23 protein-coding genes and 1 pseudogene are annotated in these 20436 nt (G+C 62.8%); 10 read left to right on the plus strand and 14 right to left on the minus strand.

The features are described from left to right. Window positions 1-18 precede the first annotated feature (18 nt). From tolQ to aspS, 7 genes are all read right to left on the minus strand, one after another. Window positions 19-714, minus strand: a complete 696-nt coding sequence (gene tolQ, locus PJW05_RS20700) for a protein TolQ (protein WP_190831225.1) — start codon at window positions 712-714, stop codon at window positions 19-21. Between the two features lie 2 nt (window positions 715-716). Further along, window positions 717-1163 carry a tol-pal system-associated acyl-CoA thioesterase gene (ybgC, locus tag PJW05_RS20705; protein WP_271408831.1) on the minus strand — a complete coding sequence of 149 codons (447 nt, stop codon included), beginning with the start codon at window positions 1161-1163 and terminating at the stop codon, window positions 717-719. Between the two features lie 93 nt (window positions 1164-1256). Continuing rightward, entirely contained in the window at window positions 1257-2309 is a 1053-nt protein-coding gene (gene ruvB, locus PJW05_RS20710) for a Holliday junction branch migration DNA helicase RuvB (RefSeq protein WP_271408832.1), read from the minus strand. Window positions 2310-2315: 6 nt separating this feature from the next. Then, window positions 2316-2921: a Holliday junction branch migration protein RuvA gene (gene ruvA, locus PJW05_RS20715; protein ID WP_271408833.1), complete on the minus strand. Its 606-nt coding sequence runs from the start codon at window positions 2919-2921 to the stop codon at window positions 2316-2318. Window positions 2922-2942: 21 nt separating this feature from the next. Further along, window positions 2943-3467: a crossover junction endodeoxyribonuclease RuvC gene (gene ruvC, locus PJW05_RS20720; protein WP_271408834.1), complete on the minus strand. Its 525-nt coding sequence runs from the start codon at window positions 3465-3467 to the stop codon at window positions 2943-2945. 135 nt (window positions 3468-3602) lie between these two features. After that, window positions 3603-4352, minus strand: a complete 750-nt coding sequence (locus tag PJW05_RS20725) for a YebC/PmpR family DNA-binding transcriptional regulator (protein ID WP_271408835.1) — start codon at window positions 4350-4352, stop codon at window positions 3603-3605. A 61-nt stretch (window positions 4353-4413) separates the two neighbouring features. Continuing rightward, window positions 4414-6189 carry an aspartate--tRNA ligase gene (aspS, locus tag PJW05_RS20730; RefSeq protein ID WP_271408836.1) on the minus strand — a complete coding sequence of 592 codons (1776 nt, stop codon included), beginning with the start codon at window positions 6187-6189 and terminating at the stop codon, window positions 4414-4416. Between the two features lie 269 nt (window positions 6190-6458). Here aspS and PJW05_RS20735 point away from each other — a divergent pair, with 269 nt between their 5' ends. From PJW05_RS20735 to PJW05_RS20750, 5 genes and pseudogenes are all read left to right on the plus strand, one after another. Then, window positions 6459-7277 (plus strand): SDR family NAD(P)-dependent oxidoreductase, encoded by an 819-nt coding sequence (locus PJW05_RS20735; protein WP_271408837.1) that lies wholly within the window; start codon window positions 6459-6461, stop codon window positions 7275-7277. Window positions 7278-7413: 136 nt separating this feature from the next. Next, complete coding sequence (locus PJW05_RS20740) at window positions 7414-7884, plus strand: Dps family protein (RefSeq protein ID WP_028627590.1); 471 nt, start codon at window positions 7414-7416, stop codon at window positions 7882-7884. A gap of 294 nt (window positions 7885-8178) precedes the next feature. After that, window positions 8179-9246, plus strand: coding sequence for a GGDEF domain-containing protein (locus PJW05_RS20745; RefSeq protein WP_271408838.1), 1068 nt, complete (start codon window positions 8179-8181; stop codon window positions 9244-9246). Window positions 9247-9346: 100 nt separating this feature from the next. Then, window positions 9347-9673: pseudogene (locus PJW05_RS26640) on the plus strand (cold shock domain-containing protein membrane protein); the annotation flags it as partial. 102 nt (window positions 9674-9775) lie between these two features. Continuing rightward, window positions 9776-10000: a cold shock domain-containing protein gene (locus PJW05_RS20750; RefSeq protein WP_271412277.1), complete on the plus strand. Its 225-nt coding sequence runs from the start codon at window positions 9776-9778 to the stop codon at window positions 9998-10000. Between the two features lie 48 nt (window positions 10001-10048). Here PJW05_RS20750 and PJW05_RS20755 read toward each other — a convergent pair whose 3' ends face one another. Then, window positions 10049-10255 carry a SlyX family protein gene (locus tag PJW05_RS20755; RefSeq protein WP_271408839.1) on the minus strand — a complete coding sequence of 69 codons (207 nt, stop codon included), beginning with the start codon at window positions 10253-10255 and terminating at the stop codon, window positions 10049-10051. Window positions 10256-10258: 3 nt separating this feature from the next. Further along, entirely contained in the window at window positions 10259-10684 is a 426-nt protein-coding gene (locus tag PJW05_RS20760; protein WP_271408840.1) for an HIT family protein, read from the minus strand. A 703-nt stretch (window positions 10685-11387) separates the two neighbouring features. Between PJW05_RS20760 and PJW05_RS20765 the strand changes: the two genes are divergently transcribed. After that, window positions 11388-12743, plus strand: a complete 1356-nt coding sequence (locus tag PJW05_RS20765) for an OprD family porin (protein ID WP_271408841.1) — start codon at window positions 11388-11390, stop codon at window positions 12741-12743. A 112-nt stretch (window positions 12744-12855) separates the two neighbouring features. Here PJW05_RS20765 and PJW05_RS20770 read toward each other — a convergent pair whose 3' ends face one another. Then, the gene (locus tag PJW05_RS20770) at window positions 12856-13269 is read right to left on the minus strand and encodes a PaaI family thioesterase (RefSeq protein WP_271412278.1); all 414 of its coding nucleotides are present in this window, start codon (window positions 13267-13269) and stop codon (window positions 12856-12858) included. A 114-nt stretch (window positions 13270-13383) separates the two neighbouring features. Here PJW05_RS20770 and PJW05_RS20775 point away from each other — a divergent pair, with 114 nt between their 5' ends. After that, window positions 13384-15099 (plus strand): proline--tRNA ligase, encoded by a 1716-nt coding sequence (locus PJW05_RS20775; protein WP_271408842.1) that lies wholly within the window; start codon window positions 13384-13386, stop codon window positions 15097-15099. Between the two features lie 8 nt (window positions 15100-15107). Continuing rightward, window positions 15108-16064 carry a hypothetical protein gene (locus PJW05_RS20780; RefSeq protein WP_271408843.1) on the plus strand — a complete coding sequence of 319 codons (957 nt, stop codon included), beginning with the start codon at window positions 15108-15110 and terminating at the stop codon, window positions 16062-16064. A gap of 31 nt (window positions 16065-16095) precedes the next feature. On the opposite strand, the gene PJW05_RS20785 is transcribed toward PJW05_RS20780, so the two are convergent. Continuing rightward, on the minus strand, window positions 16096-16371 hold the full coding sequence (locus PJW05_RS20785) for an acylphosphatase (RefSeq protein ID WP_271408844.1): 276 nt from the start codon (window positions 16369-16371) through the stop codon (window positions 16096-16098). Window positions 16372-16375: 4 nt separating this feature from the next. Further along, window positions 16376-16855, minus strand: coding sequence for a TlpA disulfide reductase family protein (locus PJW05_RS20790; protein ID WP_271408845.1), 480 nt, complete (start codon window positions 16853-16855; stop codon window positions 16376-16378). 30 nt (window positions 16856-16885) lie between these two features. Between PJW05_RS20790 and PJW05_RS20795 the strand changes: the two genes are divergently transcribed. Both PJW05_RS20795 and PJW05_RS20800 read left to right on the plus strand, forming a co-directional pair. After that, window positions 16886-18292: a PilZ domain-containing protein gene (locus PJW05_RS20795; protein ID WP_271408846.1), complete on the plus strand. Its 1407-nt coding sequence runs from the start codon at window positions 16886-16888 to the stop codon at window positions 18290-18292. A gap of 121 nt (window positions 18293-18413) precedes the next feature. Beyond that, window positions 18414-18803 carry a hypothetical protein gene (locus PJW05_RS20800; protein ID WP_271408847.1) on the plus strand — a complete coding sequence of 130 codons (390 nt, stop codon included), beginning with the start codon at window positions 18414-18416 and terminating at the stop codon, window positions 18801-18803. A gap of 4 nt (window positions 18804-18807) precedes the next feature. Here PJW05_RS20800 and PJW05_RS20805 read toward each other — a convergent pair whose 3' ends face one another. After that, on the minus strand, window positions 18808-18996 hold the full coding sequence (locus tag PJW05_RS20805) for a hypothetical protein (RefSeq protein WP_271408848.1): 189 nt from the start codon (window positions 18994-18996) through the stop codon (window positions 18808-18810). Between the two features lie 138 nt (window positions 18997-19134). Continuing rightward, window positions 19135-20355, minus strand: a complete 1221-nt coding sequence (locus PJW05_RS20810) for a virulence factor BrkB family protein (protein ID WP_271408849.1) — start codon at window positions 20353-20355, stop codon at window positions 19135-19137. Window positions 20356-20436: the final 81 nt, after the last annotated feature.

A 20436-nucleotide genomic window follows, 5' to 3' on the forward strand; every position in this document is an offset into this window, starting at 1 on the left:
TCTCGGGATCCCGGCGAATTACTCGTCGCTGGTGTGCACCTTGCGGTGCAGGATGGCCTGGAACTCGTCGGCGAAGGTGTAGTAGCGGCCCACCAGGGTCTCACCGCGAGCGGCGAAACGGTTGTAGGCGATAACCGCCGGAATCGCGGCGAACAGGCCGATTGCAGTGGCGATCAGGGCTTCAGCGATACCGGGCGCCACGGTGGCCAGGGTCGCCTGCTGCACCTGGGCCAGGCCACGGAAGGAGTTCATGATGCCCCACACGGTGCCGAACAGACCGATGTACGGGCTGGTGGAGCCCACGGTGGCCAGGAACGGCAGGCTTTGCTCGAGCTTCTCTTCCTCGCGGGAGATGGCGACGCGCATGGCGCGGGCCACGCCTTCCATCACGGCATCCGGGTCGACGCCGGCCTGCTGGCGGAGGCGCGAGAACTCCTTGAAGCCGGCGCGGAAGATCTGCTCCACGCCGCAGTCCGGGTCCGGGTTACTGCCGGCCTGGCGATACAGCTTGGACAGGTCGATGCCGGACCAGAAGCGCTCTTCGAAGGTTTCCAGGGACTTCTTGGCGGCGCGCAGCATGTTGCTGCGCTGGAAAATCATGATCCAGGAGGTGACCGAGGCGGCCACCAGGGTCAGCATGACCAACTGCACCACAATGCTGGCGTTGCTGATCAGGCTCCACATGGAGGTATGGTCGACGACGTTGGCTTCCACGCTTAATCTCCTGCTGGGAAAAGACCCGGGTCGGCGGCGAAGGCTTCACGCAGCGCTTCGGGGATCGCCCGGGGTTTCAAACTGTCGGCACGTACACAGGCAATCAGGAACTGCCCTTCGCATAGCAATGCGTCATCGGCGGCCCGCCTGACCTGTTGACGAAAACGCAGGCTGGCACGGTTCAACTCCATTACCTCGGCACTGACGTTCAGTTCGTCGTCCAGCTTCGCCGGCGCCAGGTAGCGCGCTTCAGCCGAATGCACGACGAACAGCAGGTTCTCCCCGGCCAGCTCGGACTGGGCAAAGCCCAGACTGCGCAGACGCTCGGTTCGAGCCCGCTCCATGAACTTGAGGTAATTGACGTAGTAGACGATGCCGCCGGCATCGGTGTCCTCGTAATAGACGCGACAACGATGCTGGAAAAGCTGGGCCCCATTTTGCGCGCGCATACTCTAGTGGTTACTCCTGAGGTTGCCAATCCGGCCAGGCAACTGTTTTTTCATGGCTCTCGTCCCGGCCGAGCGCTTCGACCACGAAAGCCGCTATTCGTCACCCGTGCCGAACAGATCGGCGGTCGGATTGTCCGCCATGCGCTTGGGCAGGTTGAGGCCGAAATGTAAGTAGGCGTGACGGGTCACCACTCTCCCCCTCGGGGTCCGCATGATGTAGCCCTGCTGAATCAGGTAGGGCTCGAGGACGTCCTCGATGGTGTGGCGCTCTTCGCTGATGGCCGCCGCCAGGTTGTCGATGCCCACCGGGCCGCCATCGAACTTGTCGATCATGGTCAGCAGCAGACGCCGGTCCTGATGATCGAAGCCACGCTCATCCACATCGAGCAGGTTCAGCGCCTGATCGGCGATACCGCGGGTGATCTGCCCCTGGCCACGCACTTCGGCGAAGTCACGGACTCGACGCAGCAGGCGGTTGGCGATACGCGGGGTGCCACGGGCGCGACGGGCGATCTCGAAGGCGCCCTCGGGCTCGATGTGCAGGCCGAGGATGCCGGCGGATCGGGCAACGATGGTGGACAGGTCCTGGGTGTTGTAGAACTCCAGGCGCTGGACGATGCCGAAGCGGTCGCGCAGCGGGTTGGTCAGCATCCCGGCGCGGGTGGTGGCACCCACCAGGGTGAAGGGTGGCAGGTCGAGCTTGATAGAGCGCGCCGCCGGCCCCTCGCCGATCATGATGTCGAGCTGAAAATCTTCCATCGCCGGGTAGAGCACTTCTTCCACGATGGGCGAGAGTCGATGGATTTCGTCGACGAAAAGCACGTCACCGGCTTCCAGGTTGGTGAGCAACGCCGCCAGGTCGCCTGGGCGTTCCAGCACCGGACCGGATGTGCTCTTGATGGAGACGCCCATTTCGCTGGCGATGATATTCGCCAGGGTGGTCTTGCCCAGGCCCGGCGGGCCGAAGATCAGCGTATGGTCGAGGGCCTCGCTGCGCCCCTTGGCAGCCTGCATGAACAGTTCCATCTGCTCGCGCACCACCGGCTGCCCGATGTAGTCGGCAAGTCTCAGCGGGCGAATGGCTCGGTCCAGCTGCTCGTCGCGGTCGCGGCTGCTGGCGGTGATCAGGCGGTCGGCTTCGATCATGCGGTCTTACACCATTCCTTTCAGGGCGCGGCGGATCATTTCTTCGCTGGACAGCCCATCTTCCTTGATGGCGGACACCGCCCGGCTGGCCTCCTGGGGTTTGAAGCCGAGGGCGATCAACGCGCTCAAGGCGTCGCTTTCCGCACTGGAGACTGCCACGCCAACCCGGGGTTCGACCACCAGGGTGGCGATGGCCGGCATGGTTTCCCATGCCTTGAAGCGATCCTTGAGCTCGACCAGCAGGCGCTCTGCGGTCTTCTTGCCGACGCCCGGTATCTTCACCAGGGTGGAGGTGTCCTGGGCCTGCACGCAGCGCACCAGCTCATCGACTTCCAGACCGGACATCAACGCGAGGGCCAGCTTCGGCCCCACGCCGTTGAGGCGGATCAGCTCGCGGAACAGCTCGCGCTCGCGTTTCTCGAAGAAGCCATAGAGCAGGTGGGCATCTTCCCTCACGACCAGGTGGGTGTGCAGTGTCACCGGCTCGCCCACCGAAGGCAGGCGATAGAGGGTCGTCATCGGTACCTCGAGCTCATAGCCCACGCCGTTGACGTCGAGTATCAGGTGCGGCGGTTGCTTTTCCGCCAGGTTGCCGCGCAGGCGTCCAATCACGAAGTGCGTCCTTTGAACAGGTTACAAACGAAGACGGCCGCCCCGCCGCTTGGCGGTGGCCAGGCCATGGGGAATCAGGCTCTGTCGGTGATGCGCATGACACAGGGCGATGGCCAGGGCGTCGGAGGCATCGATCTGCGGCTTCTGCACCAGCTTGAGCAGGTGCATGACCATCATCTGAACCTGCTGCTTGTCGGCACCGCCGGTTCCGGCGATGGCCTGCTTGACCTGGCTGGCGGTGTACTCGGCAATCTCCAGGCCCGCCTCGGCGGCCGCGACTATGGCCGCGCCGCGGGCTTGCCCCAGCTTGAGCGCGGAGTCGGCATTACGGGCCATGAACACCCGCTCGATTCCCATGGTCACGGGCCCGTAGGTACGGATCACTTCGCCCACGCCACGAAAGACGATCTGCAGGCGTTCGTGCAACTCGCCGGCACCGGTGCGGATGCAGCCCGACGCGACGTACTCGCAGCCGCGCCCGGTATCGCGCACGACGCCATAGCCGGTAATCCGCGAACCGGGATCGATACCAAGAATCAGGGTCATGCCGCCGCAAGCTCCACGGACCGACCAAGGCCGGCACACTGTCTATTTATCCAGCCGCGAGTATACGGAGCGGCCCGCCAACAAAAAAGCCGGAAGCGCGCGGGGCGACTTCCGGCTTCGGGATCACGCCAGCACTCAGCCGAGCTGCTCCATGATCTCGTCGGCGATTTCCGCGTTGTGGTAGACGTTCTGGACGTCATCCAGGTCTTCCAGCATGTCGATCAGCTTCATCACCTTCTGCGCGGTTTCCAGGTCGGCGATGGGCGCGGTGATCGACGGGATCATCGCCACCTCGGCCTCGTCGCCCTTGAAGCCGGCGGCGGTCAGGGCCTCGTTCACCGAGAGGAAGTCAGCGAAGGTGGTGTACACCTCGACGGAGCCGTCTTCCTCGGCCACGACGTCATCGGCACCGGCCTCCAGCGCCGCTTCCATCAGGGCCTCTTCATTCACGCCCGGGGCGTAGCTGATCTGGCCCTTGCGGTCGAACATGTAAGCCACCGAACCATCGGTGCCCAGGTTGCCTCCGCATTTGCTGAAGGCATGACGCACTTCGGCAGCGGTGCGATTGCGGTTGTCGGTCATGGCTTCGACGATGATGGCCACGCCGCTCGGTGCATAACCCTCGTAGCTCAGCTCGACCATGTTGTCGGCGTCGTTGGATCCGGCGCCACGGGCAATCGCGCGATCGATGGTGTCGCGGGTCATGTTCGCGGTCAGCGCCTTGTCCACGGCCAGGCGAAGACGCGGGTTGTCCGCCGGGCTCGGGCCGCCGTGCTTGGCGGCGACGGTCAGCTCACGGATGAGCTTGGTGAAAATCTTGCCGCGCTTGGCATCCTGGCGTTCTTTGCGGTGTTTGATATTGGCCCATTTGGAATGACCAGCCATAACTCACTCCGTACGTTCTCAGCGGGCGGCGCCATCCGACGCCGCCGCGGGTTGGTTCTACTTACTCGGCCTTGACCTGTTCGCGCAGGCGAATGTTCAGCTCGCGCAGAGCCTTGGCATCCACGGCGCCGGGAGCCTGGGTCATGACACAGGCCGCGCTCTGGGTTTTCGGGAACGCGATCACTTCGCGGATCGACGTGGCGCCGGTCATCAGCATCACCAGGCGATCCAGGCCAAAGGCCAGGCCACCGTGAGGCGGAGCACCGTACTTCAGGGCGTCGAGGAGGAAGCCGAATTTCTCTACCTGCTCTTCCTCGCTGATGCCGAGGACGCGGAACACCGCCTGCTGCATGCCCTTGTCGTGGATACGGATGGAGCCGCCGCCCAGCTCGGTGCCGTTCAGCACCATGTCGTAGGCGCGGGACAGGGCGGCGGCCGGGTTGGCCTCCAGCTCTTCCGGGCTGCACTTGGGCGAGGTGAAGGGGTGATGCAGCGAAGTCAGGCTGCCATCGTCGTTCTCTTCGAACATCGGGAAATCCACCACCCACATCGGCGCCCACTCACAAGTGAGCAGATTGAGGTCGTGGCCGACCTTGATACGCAGGGCCCCCAGCGCGTCGCAGACGATCTTGGCCTTGTCGGCGCCGAAGAACACGATGTCGCCATCCACCGCCCCCACGCGGTCGAGGATCACATTGAGATTCTCTTCGGGGATGAACTTGACGATGGGCGACTGTAGGCCCTCAACGCCCTTGGCACGCTCGTTGACCTTGATGTAGGCCAGGCCCTTGGCGCCATAGATGCCGACGTACTTGGTGTAGTCGTCGATCTGGCTGCGCGGCATGCTGGCGGCACCCGGTACGCGCAGAGCGGCAACACGGCCTTTCGGATCATTGGCCGGACCAGAGAACACCTTGAATTCCACGCCCTTCAACTGATCGGCGACATCCACCAGCTCCAGCGGGATGCGCAGGTCCGGCTTGTCGGAGCCGTAGCGGCGCATGGCCTCTTCGAACGGCATGTGCGGGAATTCGCCGAACTCGAGGTCCAGCACTTCCTTGAACAGCTTGCGCACCATGTTCTCGGTGATGCCGATGATGTCGTGCTCATCGAGGAAACTGGTCTCGATGTCGATCTGGGTGAACTCCGGCTGCCGATCGGCGCGCAGGTCCTCGTCGCGGAAGCACTTGGCGATCTGGTAGTAGCGATCGAAGCCAGCCACCATCAGCAACTGCTTGAATAGCTGGGGAGACTGCGGCAGGGCGAAGAAGTTGCCGGGATGGGTGCGGCTGGGCACCAGGTAGTCACGGGCGCCTTCCGGGGTCGCGCGCGTCAGGATCGGGGTTTCGACGTCGAGGAAGCCGTTCTCGTCCAAGTAGCGGCGGATGCTGCTGGTGATGCTGGAACGCAGCTTCAGCTTGGCGGCCATTTCCGGACGGCGCAGGTCGATGAAGCGGTAGCGCAGGCGGGTTTCTTCGCCCACGTCGGAATATTCGTCCAGCGGGAAGGGCGGGGTCTCGGCCTGGTTCAGCACTTCCAGCTCGTAACCCAGGACTTCGATGGCGCCGGAAGCCATGTTTGCGTTGACCGCACCCGCCGGACGCTTGCGCACCTTACCGACAATCTTCACCACGTACTCGCTGCGGACGCGGTCGGCGCGGGCGAAGGTGTCTTCGCGATCCGGGTCGAACACCACCTGGGCCAAGCCTTCGCGGTCACGGATATCGAGGAAAATGACCCCACCGTGGTCGCGGCGGCGGTGTACCCAACCGCAGAGGGTGACTTCCTGGCCGTCCAGGCTCTCGTTCAGTTGGCCGCAATAGTGGCTGCGCATCATGGTCGTGTTTCGCTTCTCTTGAGTCGTGAATTCGTCCGCCTGCCTGGGGCCGCGGAGCATTCGGCGGAGGTGCAACCCCGTGCCGGACAGGCCGGGGTTCGCGGCAAAGAGCGGGATTATATAGCGTAAATCGCCACTGCGCAGCCGCCCGCCCCGTGGCCCAGCGCGCCTAACCAGGAGCACACTGGCTTGCTGGGCCACGGGGCACTGTCTAAGCTCGCCTGCACCCGCCCGACGGACGGACACGCAGCAACCGGGAAGGAGTGAAGATGCAATCGTTTGCAGGGAAGGTCGCCATCATCACGGGTGCGGGTTCCGGCATTGGCCGCGCACTGGCCAACCAATTGGCGGCCAAGGGCTGCCATCTGGCCCTTGCCGATATCGATGCCGAGAGCCTCGAAGCCACCGCCACCCCGCTGCGCCAGGACGGCCTGCGGCTCTCCACCCATCCGCTGGACGTCTCGAACCGTGACGCCATGCACGCCTTCGCCGACAGCGTCCTGAACCACCACGGGCATGCCCACCTGGTGATCAACAATGCCGGCGTAGCGGTTTCCCAGACCATTGCCGAGCTGCGATACGACGACTTCGAGTGGCTCATGGGCATCAACTTCTGGGGAGTCGTCCACGGAACCAAGGCCTTCCTGCCCCACCTCCTGACTCATGGGGAAGGACATATCGTCAACGTATCGAGCATTTTCGGCATCGTCAGCATGCCCACCCAAGGCGCCTACAACGCCAGCAAGTTCGCGGTGCGCGGCTTTACCGAAGCGCTACGCCAGGAACTCTGCGACACCGCCATCAAGGTCAGTTGCGTCCATCCGGGCGGAATCCGCACCAACATTGCCCGCTCGGCGCGCTTCTACCAGGGCATCGACGGCAAGACCGATGCCACCCGGGCAGCCGCGCGCTTCGACCGGCTGGCCCGTACCTCCGCCGAGCAGGCCGCACGGATCATCATCAAGGGCATCCAGGCCGACCGACCACGCATCATGGTTGGCGCCGACGCCCGCCTGCTCGATCATTTGCAACGCCTGTTACCCGCCAGCTATCCGCGCCTGCTGGGCAAGCTGCTGAGGAAAGGCTGAACCCCACACAAGCCAATGATTTTCATACATTGCCTTGATTGACAGAAAGCAGGGCGGACCGACCATCGCCCCGTGTTAGGCTCTGCCCACCACGGGCCCGGCTTCCGGGCTGTAAGCCATCGAGAGGAAAACTGACATGGAAATCAACATCGGAATCGCCGAACAGGATCGCGCAGCCATTGCAGAAGGACTGTCCCGTTTGCTGGCCGACACCTACACCCTCTACCTCAAGACCCACAATTTCCATTGGAACGTCACCGGCCCGATGTTCAACACCCTGCACCTGATGTTCGAAGGCCAGTACAACGAACTGTCCCTGGCGGTGGACGCCATCGCCGAGCGCATTCGCGCCCTCGGCTTCCCGGCGCCCGGCACCTACGCCGCCTATGCCCGCCTCTCCTCCATCAAGGAAGAAGAAGGGGTACCGGCAGCCGAGGACATGATCAAGCAGCTGGTACAAGGCCAGGAAGCAGTGGTGCGCACGGCACGCGGGATTTTCCCGCTGCTCGACAAGGTCAGCGACGAACCCACCGCCGACCTGCTGACCCAGCGGATGCAGGTCCACGAAAAAACCGCGTGGATGCTCCGCAGCCTGCTCGCCGCCTGACCACCTGACACCGCAAAAAGGCCCGGGAAACCGTAATGCTGTTCACTTAAGCGCGCGCATGACTCGCTCCCCTCTCCCATTCATGGGAGAGGGGCTGGGGGAGAGGGGCGAACTCCCTGCGAAACAGTTGTTTTCCCCTCTCCCTAACCCTCTCCCCAAAGGGGCGAGGGGACTGATCGAGTCCCGTTACTTCGTTATGTGAACAGCATTACCGGGAAACCGGGCCTTTCGCTATGCGTGACAGCCTGCCTGTTCTATGCTCTGGCCATTCGATATCTCGCCACAGTGAAGTGCATGAGCCAGCCTTCGAAGTATCCGTCGCTGCTTGAGCTTTTCCCCGAAGAAACCCGTGAGGCGGCCGACCTGCTGAAGCAGGCCGTTCCTCATATGGTGCGCCATGCCATTCCGCCGAACCCGATTCACTATGCCCTCTGGTACACCTACAGCAAGGGCATGGAGCCGGACCTCAATCGCCGCCTGGACAAGATCACCCACGACTTCGATGTCTTCCCCCCGGATTCGGCCATCAAGCTGTTCCGCGAGTACATCATCCGCGGCGAACTGGAAGAGGCGCGCCACGGCCAGCAACAGGTCATCGACCTGGTGGACGACATCGAAGGCGACGTCAGCCGCAGCGTGGATGGTAGCCAGGCTTACCAGAACAGCCTGACCGTGGGCCTGGCCGCTCTGCACGAACCCATCATCGACGACCTGCCCAGCGTGCTGAACCATCTCCAGGAAAGCACCCAGCTTATGCAGGAGCAGCAGGAACAGTTCCTCTATCGCCTGCGTGCTGCGCAAGCGGAAATCCAGCATCTGCGCAACCAGCTGGAACGTGCGCAACTGGCCGCCACCCTGGACGGCCTGACCCAGGTGTTCAACCGCCAAGCGTTCACCCGGTTGCTGGAGCAATACCTGAAAAGCGATCAGGAAGGCCTGGCGCTGGTCATGCTGGATATCGACCATTTCAAACAGTTCAATGACCAGTTCGGTCACCCGCTGGGAGATCGCGTGCTCCAGCATGTGGGTCAACTGCTGCGGGAACTGCTGCCGCCGCGCGCCATGGCCGGCCGCTATGGCGGCGAGGAGTTCTGCGTGCTGCTACGCGGGTGCCAGGACCTGGAAGCGGCCCGCACGTTCGCCGAACAATTGCGCGGCAAGATGCAGGCGCTGCGGGTCAAGGTCCGCCGTACGGATCAGGTGCTGGACACCATCACCGCCAGTTTCGGCCTGGCCCTGGCGGAGCCCGGCGACTCCCTCGAAAGCCTTATCACCCGGGCCGACGACGCCCTCTATCAGGCCAAACGTAACGGCCGTAATCAGGTGCACCCACCGACCGCCGAAGCGGCGCTAAGCGCTTGATTTGAGAAGCCCTCCCCTTTGCGGTTAAATACAGCCCGTGCTGCGGGGCGCTCCATAGACCCCTCGGCATAGGCCGGCGTCCATGCCTTTTTCATCCCGCATGCCCCGGCTCTTCCATAGAGATTCCGTTTCCAAGGTGAATCCATTGAACATACTGAAAATCGTCCATCTGTTGACGGGCGCGGCCGCATTGCTGCTGTCCTTCATTCCCAGCCTGCGCACCGACGCTCTGCCGTATCTGCAACAACCCGACGCGCTGTACCTGGCCTTCTGCGGCCTGCTCAACCTGCTGCTCGCTCCAGTGGTTCCAGCCTGGACCAAGGGTTTGCACTATCAATTGCAGAACCTGGTATCCGCCCTGCTGGTTCTGGCTGTTGTCCTGCAGACCCTGATCCTCCTGGCCCCCCTTCCAGTGATCGGCGAGAGCCCGGCTATCCTTGCCAGCCTCCTGGTGGTGATCGCCGGCATTGCGCTGCACCTGGCCATCAACCTGCGCAAGGTCACTCAATCGGCGCCCCTGCCCCAGGACATGTCCAACCGGGAAACCGGCACGGTGAAGTGGTTCAACACCTCCAAGGGGTTCGGCTTCATCTCGCGCGATTCCGGGGATGACATCTTTGTGCACTTCCGCGCCATTCGCGGCGAAGGACACCGTGTACTGATCGAAGGCCAACGCGTGGAATTCTCGGTCATCCAACGCGACAAGGGCCTGCAGGCCGAAGATGTGATTGCCGCCCTGCCCGGCCGACGCTGAGCCAGACCATGAAAAATCCCGCCAATCGGCGGGATTCTTCATTCAGGGTCAGTAATGGGGCGGAGGAGCCTCGTCCTCGCTCGGCCCGAACTGGCTGAGCAGTTCTTCCTGGCGCTTGGCCAGCGCCGCAACCTGGAGCTGCAGCCGGCCCACCAGCCGCTGCTGTTCGACCAGCACATCGTTGAGTGTCTGGATGGTGTCATCCTGGAAGGCCAGGCGGCTCTCCAGGTCAGCAATGCGCATTTCCAGACTCATGGCTCATACCTCCGTAAAACTGAAATCATCGGCGAGCACCAGACGCAGCTTGGCACGAATGGCGGCCACCTGCTCGGCCGCGTAGGGCACAGCGGGGTGACGCCCCCAAACGGGCGCCGGCCAAGCCGAATCGTCATGGCGACGGACGATGACATGCATGTGCAGCTGGCTGACCAAGTTGCCCAAGGTGGCGATATTCATCTTGTCGGCGCCAAAGGTGTCCTTGAGGGTCTCCGCCAGGAAGGTGGTTTCCTGCCAAAGTTCCCGCTGCTCATCGGCCCCGAGCTGGAACAGCTCGCTGACCTCCTCGCGACGCGGGACCAGGATGAACCAAGGGTATTGGGCGTCGTTCATCAGCAACAGCCGGCACAGGGGAAAATCTCCGATGGGCAGGGTGTCCTGCTGAAGTCTTGGGTCCAGGGCGAACATACCGGCCTCTCCTGTTCGGCTATGGGAATTTCGAGATTAACACCCCGCCTCGACCAGGCGAACGCGGGGCGCGCAGCATAGCCAAGGCGCGCAGCGAGCGGAACTCGATGCTGACGCCCACACCATATAAAGGAAGACCCGACAGCTCGCGCACCAGGATCGAGCACGCTTGGCATTTCGTTACTTCCGGCAACACCAGGGTTACTCCGGACCAGCAACCACGGGGACTGGAACCCACCCACACCCGCCCGGGAAAGCCTGTCAATAGCCATATAGCGAGCAGAGCGCCTCATTTCAGGGCAGTGGCTTCACACTCCAACCATACCTGGATCAGGCATTGGAGGAGCTGAAACAACCGCACTGCAGGGACGAGGTAGATTTTCTCCCTGCTCGATACGAATTGCGCACGCTTTTTGCTTGACTGGTGCCAGGTCACAAGCGGGTTCCGGCTCCCCCCAATGGACGCCTACTCGCGCAGTGCCTCGGAACATAGGGGATGAAGGGATGCAAGGCCGAACCTATAGATATGCGACACAGTTCTTTTCGATTTGCGACAGCACTGTGAAGAAATCGTAAGGACCAAGCTTCAACTATCGCCAATATTGTCGCCGTGCTATAAGTTAGCGCCGACACAAAAAGAAAGAACCGCCTTCACCTAAATAAGAAAGCGGCGAGAATCTTCAAAACCAAAGGAGCAATCACAATGCAAGTGATGAAGTGGAGCGCACTGGCTCTGGCCGTGACCGCCGGTAGCATGCAGTTGGCATTCGCCAGCGCCCAGGAAGAGTCCAAGGGCTTCGTAGAAGACAGCAGCCTGAAGCTGCTGAACAAGAACTACGCCTTCTACCGTGACTTCCGCAATAATGGCGCGAACAGCCGCCTCGGCAGCGCCACCGACCAAAACTACCGCAACGAGTGGGCTCACGGCATCAGCGCGATGTACGAGTCCGGCTTCACCCAAGGCACCGTCGGTTTTGGTGTTGACGCCCACGGCATGCTGGGCCTGAAACTCAACAGCGGCAACGGCACCAATGGTACTGGCCTGCTGCCGACCGGTTCCGACGGCCGCTCCGAGGACGACTACTCCTACGCTGGTGGCGCTGTCAAAGCGCAAATCTCCAACACCCAGCTGAAGTACGGCAACCTGTTCCCCACCGCTCCGGTATTCGCCACCGGTACCGCCCGCCTGTTCCCGGGCTCCGCTGAAGGCTTCCAACTGCTGAGCAGCGAAATCGAAGGCCTGAACGTAGACGCTGGTCACTTCACCTCGATTCGTGACGGCAGTGCCTCCACCAATCGCCATGGCGAGATCACCACTACCTACCTGGGCGCCCAAGCCAACAGCGCCGACTACGTAGGTGGCTCCTACTCCTTCACCGACAATGTCAGCGCCAGCCTGTACGGCGCCGAACTGGAAGACGTCTGGCGCCAGTACTACGGCAACCTGAACTGGAACATTCCGTTCGCCGATACCCAAGCCGTGAACCTGGACTTCAACGTCTACCGCACCACCGACAAGGGCGACTCCAACGCGGGCGAAATCGACACCACCGCCTGGTCTGCCGCTGCAGCCTACTCTGTTGGCGCGCACAAGTTCACCCTGGCCTACCAGAAGGTGAGCGGTGACGAGCCCTTCGACTACATCTCGATGGACGGCCAGAACTCGGGCGACTCCATCTACCTGGCCAACTCGGTCCAGTACTCCGACTTCAACGGCCCGAACGAGAAGTCCATGCAGGCTCGCTACGACCTGAACATGGCCGAGTACGGCGTACCTGGCCTGAGCTTCATGGTTCGCTACATCACCGGTGATGATATCGACGGCAGCAAGAGCGACAACCCGTTCGTAGCCGCCAACATCGGTGACGGCGGCAAGGAATGGGAACGCGACATCGAAGTCAAGTACGTGGTTCAAGAAGGCCCTGCCAAGGACCTGTCCGTTCGCGTTCGTCACGCAAGCTGGCGCTCCAATACCGACGCAGCCTTCTTCACCTCCGGCAACTCCACTGCCCTGGACGAAGTTCGCGTAATCACCGAGTACCCGCTGGATATCCTTTAATATCCCTTGCGTACTGCTACGTGACAAAGGAAACCCGGCTCAAGCCGGGTTTCTTTTTATTCGGAATTTGACTTCGAAGTCGATTAAAATTTAATCAAATCCTATTCGAATTTTAATCGCCTCGTGGCAAGGCATAAGTCCCGGTCACATGTGCAACGAGGTCATCTTCTTCGCCTGCCGAATAGAGTGAAACTTCACACACCGCTTGACGCCGACCAAGTTTAAGTATCCGTGCCTCAGCAAGTAGGTCCACCGGCTTGGGGCGGGTCAGGAAGTTGATATTCAAGTTGGACGTCACTGCCATTTCGACCTTGCCCAAGCGCCCCAGCACCACCGCATACATCGCCGCATCCGCCAGCGCCATGATGGTCGGACCGGACAAGGTACCGCCTGGACGCACCAATTTTGGCTGGAACGGCACCCGCGCTAATGCCCCCTGCTCGTCCATCCGCTCGATTCTCAGATCGATGTCATCCGCCATCGGCACGCCTGCTCGAATCAGCGCCTCGACCTGTTCCGCCGTCAGACTCACTACGTCGCCCTCCGCCCTCTGACAGGACCGCAATCCTGTACGCCACTTGATCAGGGCCGTACAATGCCGAGCCATTCAAACCCATCGCAACCGACAAAACGGCCAAACATGCGTACCAGTCAGTACCTGCTGTCTACCCTCAAGGAAACCCCCACCGATGCCGTGGTGATCAGCCACCAGTTGCTGCTGCGCGCTGGCATGATCCGCAAGCTCGCCTCCGGCCTCTACACCTGGCTACCAATGGGTCTGCGGGTTTTGCGCAAGGTCGAGACCGTGGTCCGCGAAGAGATGAACGCAGCCGGTGCGCTGGAAGTGCTGATGCCCGCCGTCCAGCCCGCAGAACTCTGGCAGGAGTCCGGTCGCTGGCAGCAGTACGGCCCCGAACTGCTTCGCCTCAAGGACCGTCATGAACGCGATTTCTGCGTAGGTCCGACCCATGAGGAAGTAATCACCGACCTCGCGCGCAATGAGCTGAACAGCTACAAGCAGCTACCGCTCAATTTCTACCAGATCCAGACCAAATTCCGTGACGAGATCCGCCCGCGCTTCGGCCTGATGCGTGGCCGTGAGTTCGTGATGAAGGACGCCTACTCCTTCCATATGAGCCAGGAATCCCTGCAGGAAACCTACGACCGCATGCACCAGGCGTACTGCAACGTGTTCAGCCGCCTGGGCCTGGATTTCCGCCCCGTGCTGGCCGACACCGGCTCCATCGGCGGCACCGGCTCCCACGAATTCCATGTGCTGGCCGAATCCGGTGAAGACGACATCGCCTTCAGCGACAGCTCCGACTACGCCGCCAACGTCGAGAAAGCCGAAGCCCTGCCCCGTGAAACCGAGCGGCCGGCGCCGGATCAGGAACTGAAGCTGGTCGACACCCCCAATACCAAGACCATCGCCGACCTCGTGGAGAACTTCGGCCTGCCGATCGAGAAGACCATCAAGACCTTGGTGGTACACGGTGCCGAGGAAGGCAAGCTGGTGGCACTGATCGTCCGTGGCGACCACGAACTCAACGAGATCAAGGCTGCCAATCTGCCGCAGGTCGCCAACCCGCTGGTGTTCGCCAGCGAAGCCGAGCTGCGCCAGGCCATTGGTGCCGGCGCGGGCTCCCTCGGCCCGCTGAACCTGCCGCTGCCCTGCGTGGTGGACCGTTCCGTGGCCCTGATGAGTGATTTCGCCATCGGCGCCAATATCGACGACAAGCACTACTTCGGCGTGAACTGGGAGCGCGACCTGCCGTTGCCGGAAGTCGCCGACCTGCGCAACGTGGTCGCCGGCGACCCGAGCCCGGACGGCAAAGGTACTCTGGTCATCAAGCGCGGCATCGAGGTCGGCCACATCTTCCAGCTCGGCACCAAATACAGCGAAGCCATGAAGCTGAATGTACTGAGCGAGCAAGGCAAGCCGGTTACCCTGATCATGGGCTGCTACGGCATCGGCGTATCGCGCGTGGTGGCTGCGGCCATCGAGCAGAACTACGACGAGCGCGGCATCCTCTGGCCGGCGGCCCTGGCCCCCTTCCAGGTCGCCCTGGTACCGCTCAAGTACGAGACCCCGGCCGTCAAGGAAGCCACCGACAAGCTCTACGCCGAACTGCGTGCCGCAGGCGTCGACGTGCTGCTGGACGACCGTGACAAGAAGACCAGCCCCGGCGTCAAATTCGCCGACATGGAGCTGATCGGCATCCCGCACCGCATCGTGGTGAGTGAGCGTGGACTGGCCGAAGGCAACCTGGAATACAAGAACCGCCGCGAAGCCGACAGCCAGAATGTGCCGGTCGCCGAGGTCCTGTCCTTCATCTCCGCCCGCGTGAATCGCTGATCGAGAAAATGTCCAAGCGTAGTTCCCCTTACCTCGTCGGCGCCGCCCTGTGCGGCGCCCTTTTCGTCAGCGGCTGTGCCAACCATTTGCCACAGCGCAGCGAGCACGAGGAGCGTGTCGAGCGCAAGTTGCTCAGTCACAGCCTGCAGATCGACGTGGGCGCCCCCCAGGTATTGGAACTGCCGCAACGTCGCGTTCGCATCAACGAGCAGAAGACCTTCGAAGTCACCGAGTTCGAGGTCAGCCGTCACTACGACCGCTACACCCCCTACCAGCCCTGGCGGGAACTCTACGAGATTCCGCTCGGGGCAGTGGCTGTGGTCGCTGGTGTCGGTGCCAATGTGCTCAACGTCGTGCTGCTTGGCAGCCTGCCGGACACCGCCACCAAGGACTGGATCAGCTATGGCTTCGCCGGCCTCAACCCGGCGATGAACGTCGAGTCCAACGGTCGTTCCGAGCAAAACCTGGCGAGCATCGACGAAAAGCAGTTGGACAGGCGGATGGAATACTCCAGCCTGCCCTGGGCGGAGCGCCCGGTGCTGGTCAAGCTGGGCAACCATAGCCATGAGCTGCTCACCGACCGCAACGGCGTCCTGCGTCTTAACCTGCTGGATGGTCCCTTCGCCGACCAGGACATCAGCCGAATCGGCATGCTCCAACTGAGCGTCGAAGACCCCATGGACAACACCGCTGCCAACGCCACCCTGGGCATCAGCCGCGCCCTGCGTGGCAAGCTGGCGGAAGCCCATGCCTTGATCTTCGAGGACCTCGAAGACGACGAAGTCCCGCAGTGGGTGCATCGCGTCAAGCGCCTGTCGGAACTGGGCCTCGAAGAGGAAGCCAGTGAACTGGAACAGAGCCTGATCGAGCTGACCCGCAACGACCCGGAGCTGCAGCAGGAATTCCTCCAGTCGTTGATGACCACTGCCGGCCGACTTGCCGCGGACCCCGGCGACTCGGATTGACGCACCGGGAGCGCCAGACGCGCTCTCGGCCTCAGCGCCGCACGATGAAGCCGGTAATTCCCTGTAGCGGCTGCTCCTGAAGCTCCACGCCGGTTACCTGCGCATCGGCGGGCCCCTGCTCCAGCCAAGCTGCCAGCTCGCGTGCGGGAGCCTCTTCCCCCTCCACCAGCACCTCGACCCGGCCATCCGCCAGGTTGCGCACCCAGCCATCCAGCTCCAGGCGATCGGCCTGCTCCTGGGTGGCCTGGCGGTAATACACGCCCTGAACCTTGCCGCTCACGTAGCCATGCAGACAGATCCGCGCCATCGCCCTAGCCTCCCTTGCGCAATTCTTCGAGGCGAGCGGTCAGGCCCGCAGCGCTCTGTTCGCCCAGCAGACGCTCACGCAATTTGCCCTGAGCATCGATGATGTAGGTGACAGGCAATGCTTCGCTGCGTGGCAGGTCGTAGCGTTTGGAGGGGTCCTCGGCCAGTACGGTGAAACGAATTCCCATTTTGTCGATCGCCTGACCGAGTTCATCCCCCTGCAGGCCGTCGAAATTGACACCCAACACCTTCACGCCCTTGTCCCGCTGCTGCTCGGCGAGCGCGTTGAGCTCGGGAATCTCAGTGCGGCACGGCGCGCACCATTCGGCCCAGTAATTGATGACCAGCCACTGGCCTTCGAGGCGCTCAACCGCTACCTTCTGTCCATGCTGATCGACACCTACGTCGTCCGAGCAGCTGGCCAGGAGCAGGCTGGCGCCCAGCAGTGCGAATGCCCCTATAACAGCTTGGAGTCGCGATCCCATGCATTCGGTCCTCGTGTACGCGGGGTTGATATGACGCTGGATGCCTTGCGCCTGGAAGTGCCGGACATCCAGGAAGAGAACGGCACTCCGTTGGCAAGCGTGCCGACGCTGCTCACGGAAGCGCGCCGACTCCCTCAGGATAGTGCCTTGCAGCAGGTCCTTGGGCTTTTGTTCAGGCTCAACCGTAGCGCCCTGACCTTACTCGAAAGGCAACGCGTGCTGCAAAGCTTCGGCGAAGAGTTCCGGCACTATGCCCAGGCCTATCAGGACCGAACGCTTCCACCCACACTCTTCGTCAAGCTCTGCGACGAACTCGCTTGCGGTTTCAAACGCCTGTTGCTGCAGATCCTCCAGGGCCACCAGCCTTCGCGCCCCCACCTGGCCTGGTGCCTGTACATGGCCCAGCATTTCCTCGCCCAGACCCAACTGCGCCACTACCAGCTCTATCAGGAACCGAGCCCGCGCCTGTGGCGCGATAGTCACCTGCTGTACTGGATAGGCGAACACCAGAACTGCCTGGACGAGCCCGTCGCCGCAGCCTTCCGCCCCACGCCGGCCAATACGTTGCGCGGCCTCTACCAGCAGATGTTGCTGCTGGCACTGAGCAATCCCTTCCACCTGAGCGAAGGCGAATGCCCGCTCCTGTTCGGCGCCCTGGCGCCGCTGGCCGGACTCGCGCGTCTGCTGCCCTGGGACGAGGAGGACGAGAACGGCAGTCCGACCGTCGACCTGACCGAATCCCAACCCTGCCTGCCCCTGGATCAGCAACCCGATGGCGCCAATTCCTACCTGCGTCGCTTCGAACTGGGTGCCCTGCTGATCGCCGTGCACGAACCCGCGCCCCTGCGCAGCGAGAACGAACGCCAGCTCCTGGAAAAGGTTCGCCAGCACTGGCTGGGGCGACAGCAACGTCGCCACCCGCGCACAGAGCAGTCCGGAAGCTGCCAACTGGTCGTGGGTCTGACCGCCATCCATGCCGAACTGTTGGCACAGCATCCCGGGCGTTGCGACGCGCAACTTCTCGATGCCAGCCCCGGCGGCGCCCGCCTGCTCTGCCATGGCGACCTGGGCAATAAGTTGCCGGTGGGGCAACTGGTACTGGTGCAGACCCAGAGCACCCCGCTGCTCGCCCTGGTGCGCTGGCGCTACCAGAACAGCGAAGGCCTGCACCTGGGCCTGCGCTACCTCAAAGGGCTGCCGCGTCCGGTCTGGCTGCGCCGCGCCCCCAGCGCCCAGACGCACGCCGGCGTCCTGCAGAGCACGCCGGAGCCCGGCAATGGCTGGCATCACGGCCTCTGGCTGCCCTGCCAGCAGTTCGTCGAAGGGGAAAGCCTCTGGCTGCAGCTGGCACAGGTGCATAACCAGGCCATCGTACTGCTGCCGGAACCCAACCTGCATTCATCGCTGGTGGCGCGCTACCCCCTGCAACTTGCCTGAGTGGTCAAACTGCGAGGCGAGTCACGCCAGACGGCGGCCAAGGCGCACAGTTCGCAGGGGATTGGCTGCTTATAATTCCGGCCCATCGGTACAAGCGTACCTTTACGAGCTTGGATGCCCCATGCAACAGCACGACAGCCTGATCGGCCCGGTTCCTGCCTGTATCATCGAAGTCGCCCGCTCCACAGTCACGCCCTTCGAAGGCCGGGTGGCGGATTTCAATGTGGCGGCCTGGTTGCACCTGCCGGGCATGACCGAGCTGCCGGTTTCCCTGCTGGTGAACTACATGGATGGCGGGCAACCGCGCGAGGTCGCGGTGGATCACGGCCGACTAAATCCCAAGGGCAAGATCCTGCTGGCCGGCATCGCCCGCCTGCCCTTCAAGCAGAAGATCGAACTGATGCAGGTGCGCTTGCGCTGTGCCGTCCCGATCAAGGGATTGTTGGTTGACGAGCTCTTCGTGCAGGCAGTGGAACTGGCCGAACCGGCCAAGCGCCAGGTACGCGCCTGAGCCTTCAGCCGGGCAATGCCCGGTTGCTCTCCGGGGGCGGAGCCATTCCCTCCCGATCCTCATGCATGCTTACCGGCGCCAGGGATTGCGGCCAATGCCGGAACTTCAGTCCGGTCACCCGATTCAGCCCCTCCAGCGCCCGTTGCGGCACGCGCTCATGCAGGTGGATCAGTTTGTCTCTCGTACTACCCATTGCGTTCGCCCCCTGGCCATCGGCTCGACGGCCTTTTCCCTGCAGTGCCATAAACATGCCAACCGCACCAGCCCGCCATCGCACAGGTCGCCGCCGGGGCGGGCAGACACCGGCACTGCCGCCAGCTGACAAATTTCGTCAGTCGTTTCCCGGCTTGAGCCACTGCGCCAGGCTGCCGCCGAACAAGGCCTGCTGCTCTTCCTGAAGCAACTCCAGGGCCTTGCGCAAGGGCGGATACCACTCCTCTTCCAGATGCTCGGGCAACTGTCCCAGACTGGGCAGCGGCCAGGGCATATGTGCGAGCAACTGGTAGAAACTGTAGCCGCTCAGATCGCGGCAGAGCACCCAGGAACCTCCGCTGGCGCGGCAGACCAGGTGCTGGCTTTCCAGCAGCTCCAGCATTTCCAGCCACTCGTCCTCCGGCAGGTGCCAGCCGGCCCGCTGAACGTCCAGGTGCCGCACCGGCATGCCACGCATCTGGCGGTCGTGGAACACCCGCAGGATCCCCAGCAGCACCAGCAGGCGAGGCAACGCGCGACGGCGCCAGTGCCAGGGAGTGGAGAGGTTGCACACCAGTTCGGCGCCGAACAGCACGATGATCCAGGACAGGTAGATCCACAGCAGGAACAGCGGCACCGTGGCGAAGGCCCCATAGATCAGTTGGTAGCCAGGAAAGAAGCTGACATAAAGCCCGAACAACGCCTTGGCCGCTTCGAACAGCAACGCCGTGAAAACACCGCCCGCCAGGGCATGGCGCACCGGCACCCGGGCGTTGGGCACCGCCGCGTAGATCAGGGTGAAGGCGGCGATGCTGGACAGCAACGGCATGAAACCGAGCAGGGTCTTGGCGCCGATCAGGGCATCCGGCCCCGAGATCAGCGACAGCGAGGTGATGTAGGTACTCACTGCGAATCCCGCGCCCAGCAGCAGCGGGCCAAGGCTGAGGATCGCCCAGTAAAGCAGGAAACTGGATATCCCCCGGCGCGGCTGGCGCACTCGCCAGATGGTGTTGAAGGCTTTCTCGATGGTTACCAGCATCATGAACGCCGTCACCACCAGCAACCCGACACCGACCCAGGTCAGATGCCGCGCCTGCACGGTGAATTCGCGCAGGTACTCCTGCAGGGTTTCCCCCGAGGAGGGTACGAAATTGCGGAAGATGAAGCTCTGGATCTGCTCGCCCGTGCCCTGGAAGGCCGGGATGGCCGAAAGCATGGTGAAGGTCACCGTCATCATCGGCACCACCGCGAACAGGCTGGTGTAGGTCAGGGCGGCGGCGCTGTTGGTGCCACGATCGGCAATGAACCGCTGCAGCAGGAAGCGCCAGAATTCGACGACGTCGGTGAGGCGTTGGCGCATTCCATCTCCTTGATTCGATTCGATCCGGCCCGACTCAGCAGACCGCAGGCGCGGTGTACGGTTCAGGCCGGCACCACGACG

Source organism: Pseudomonas sp. Q1-7, from assembly GCF_028010285.1.
In the GTDB taxonomy this organism is placed as follows: Bacteria; Pseudomonadota; Gammaproteobacteria; order Pseudomonadales; family Pseudomonadaceae; genus Metapseudomonas.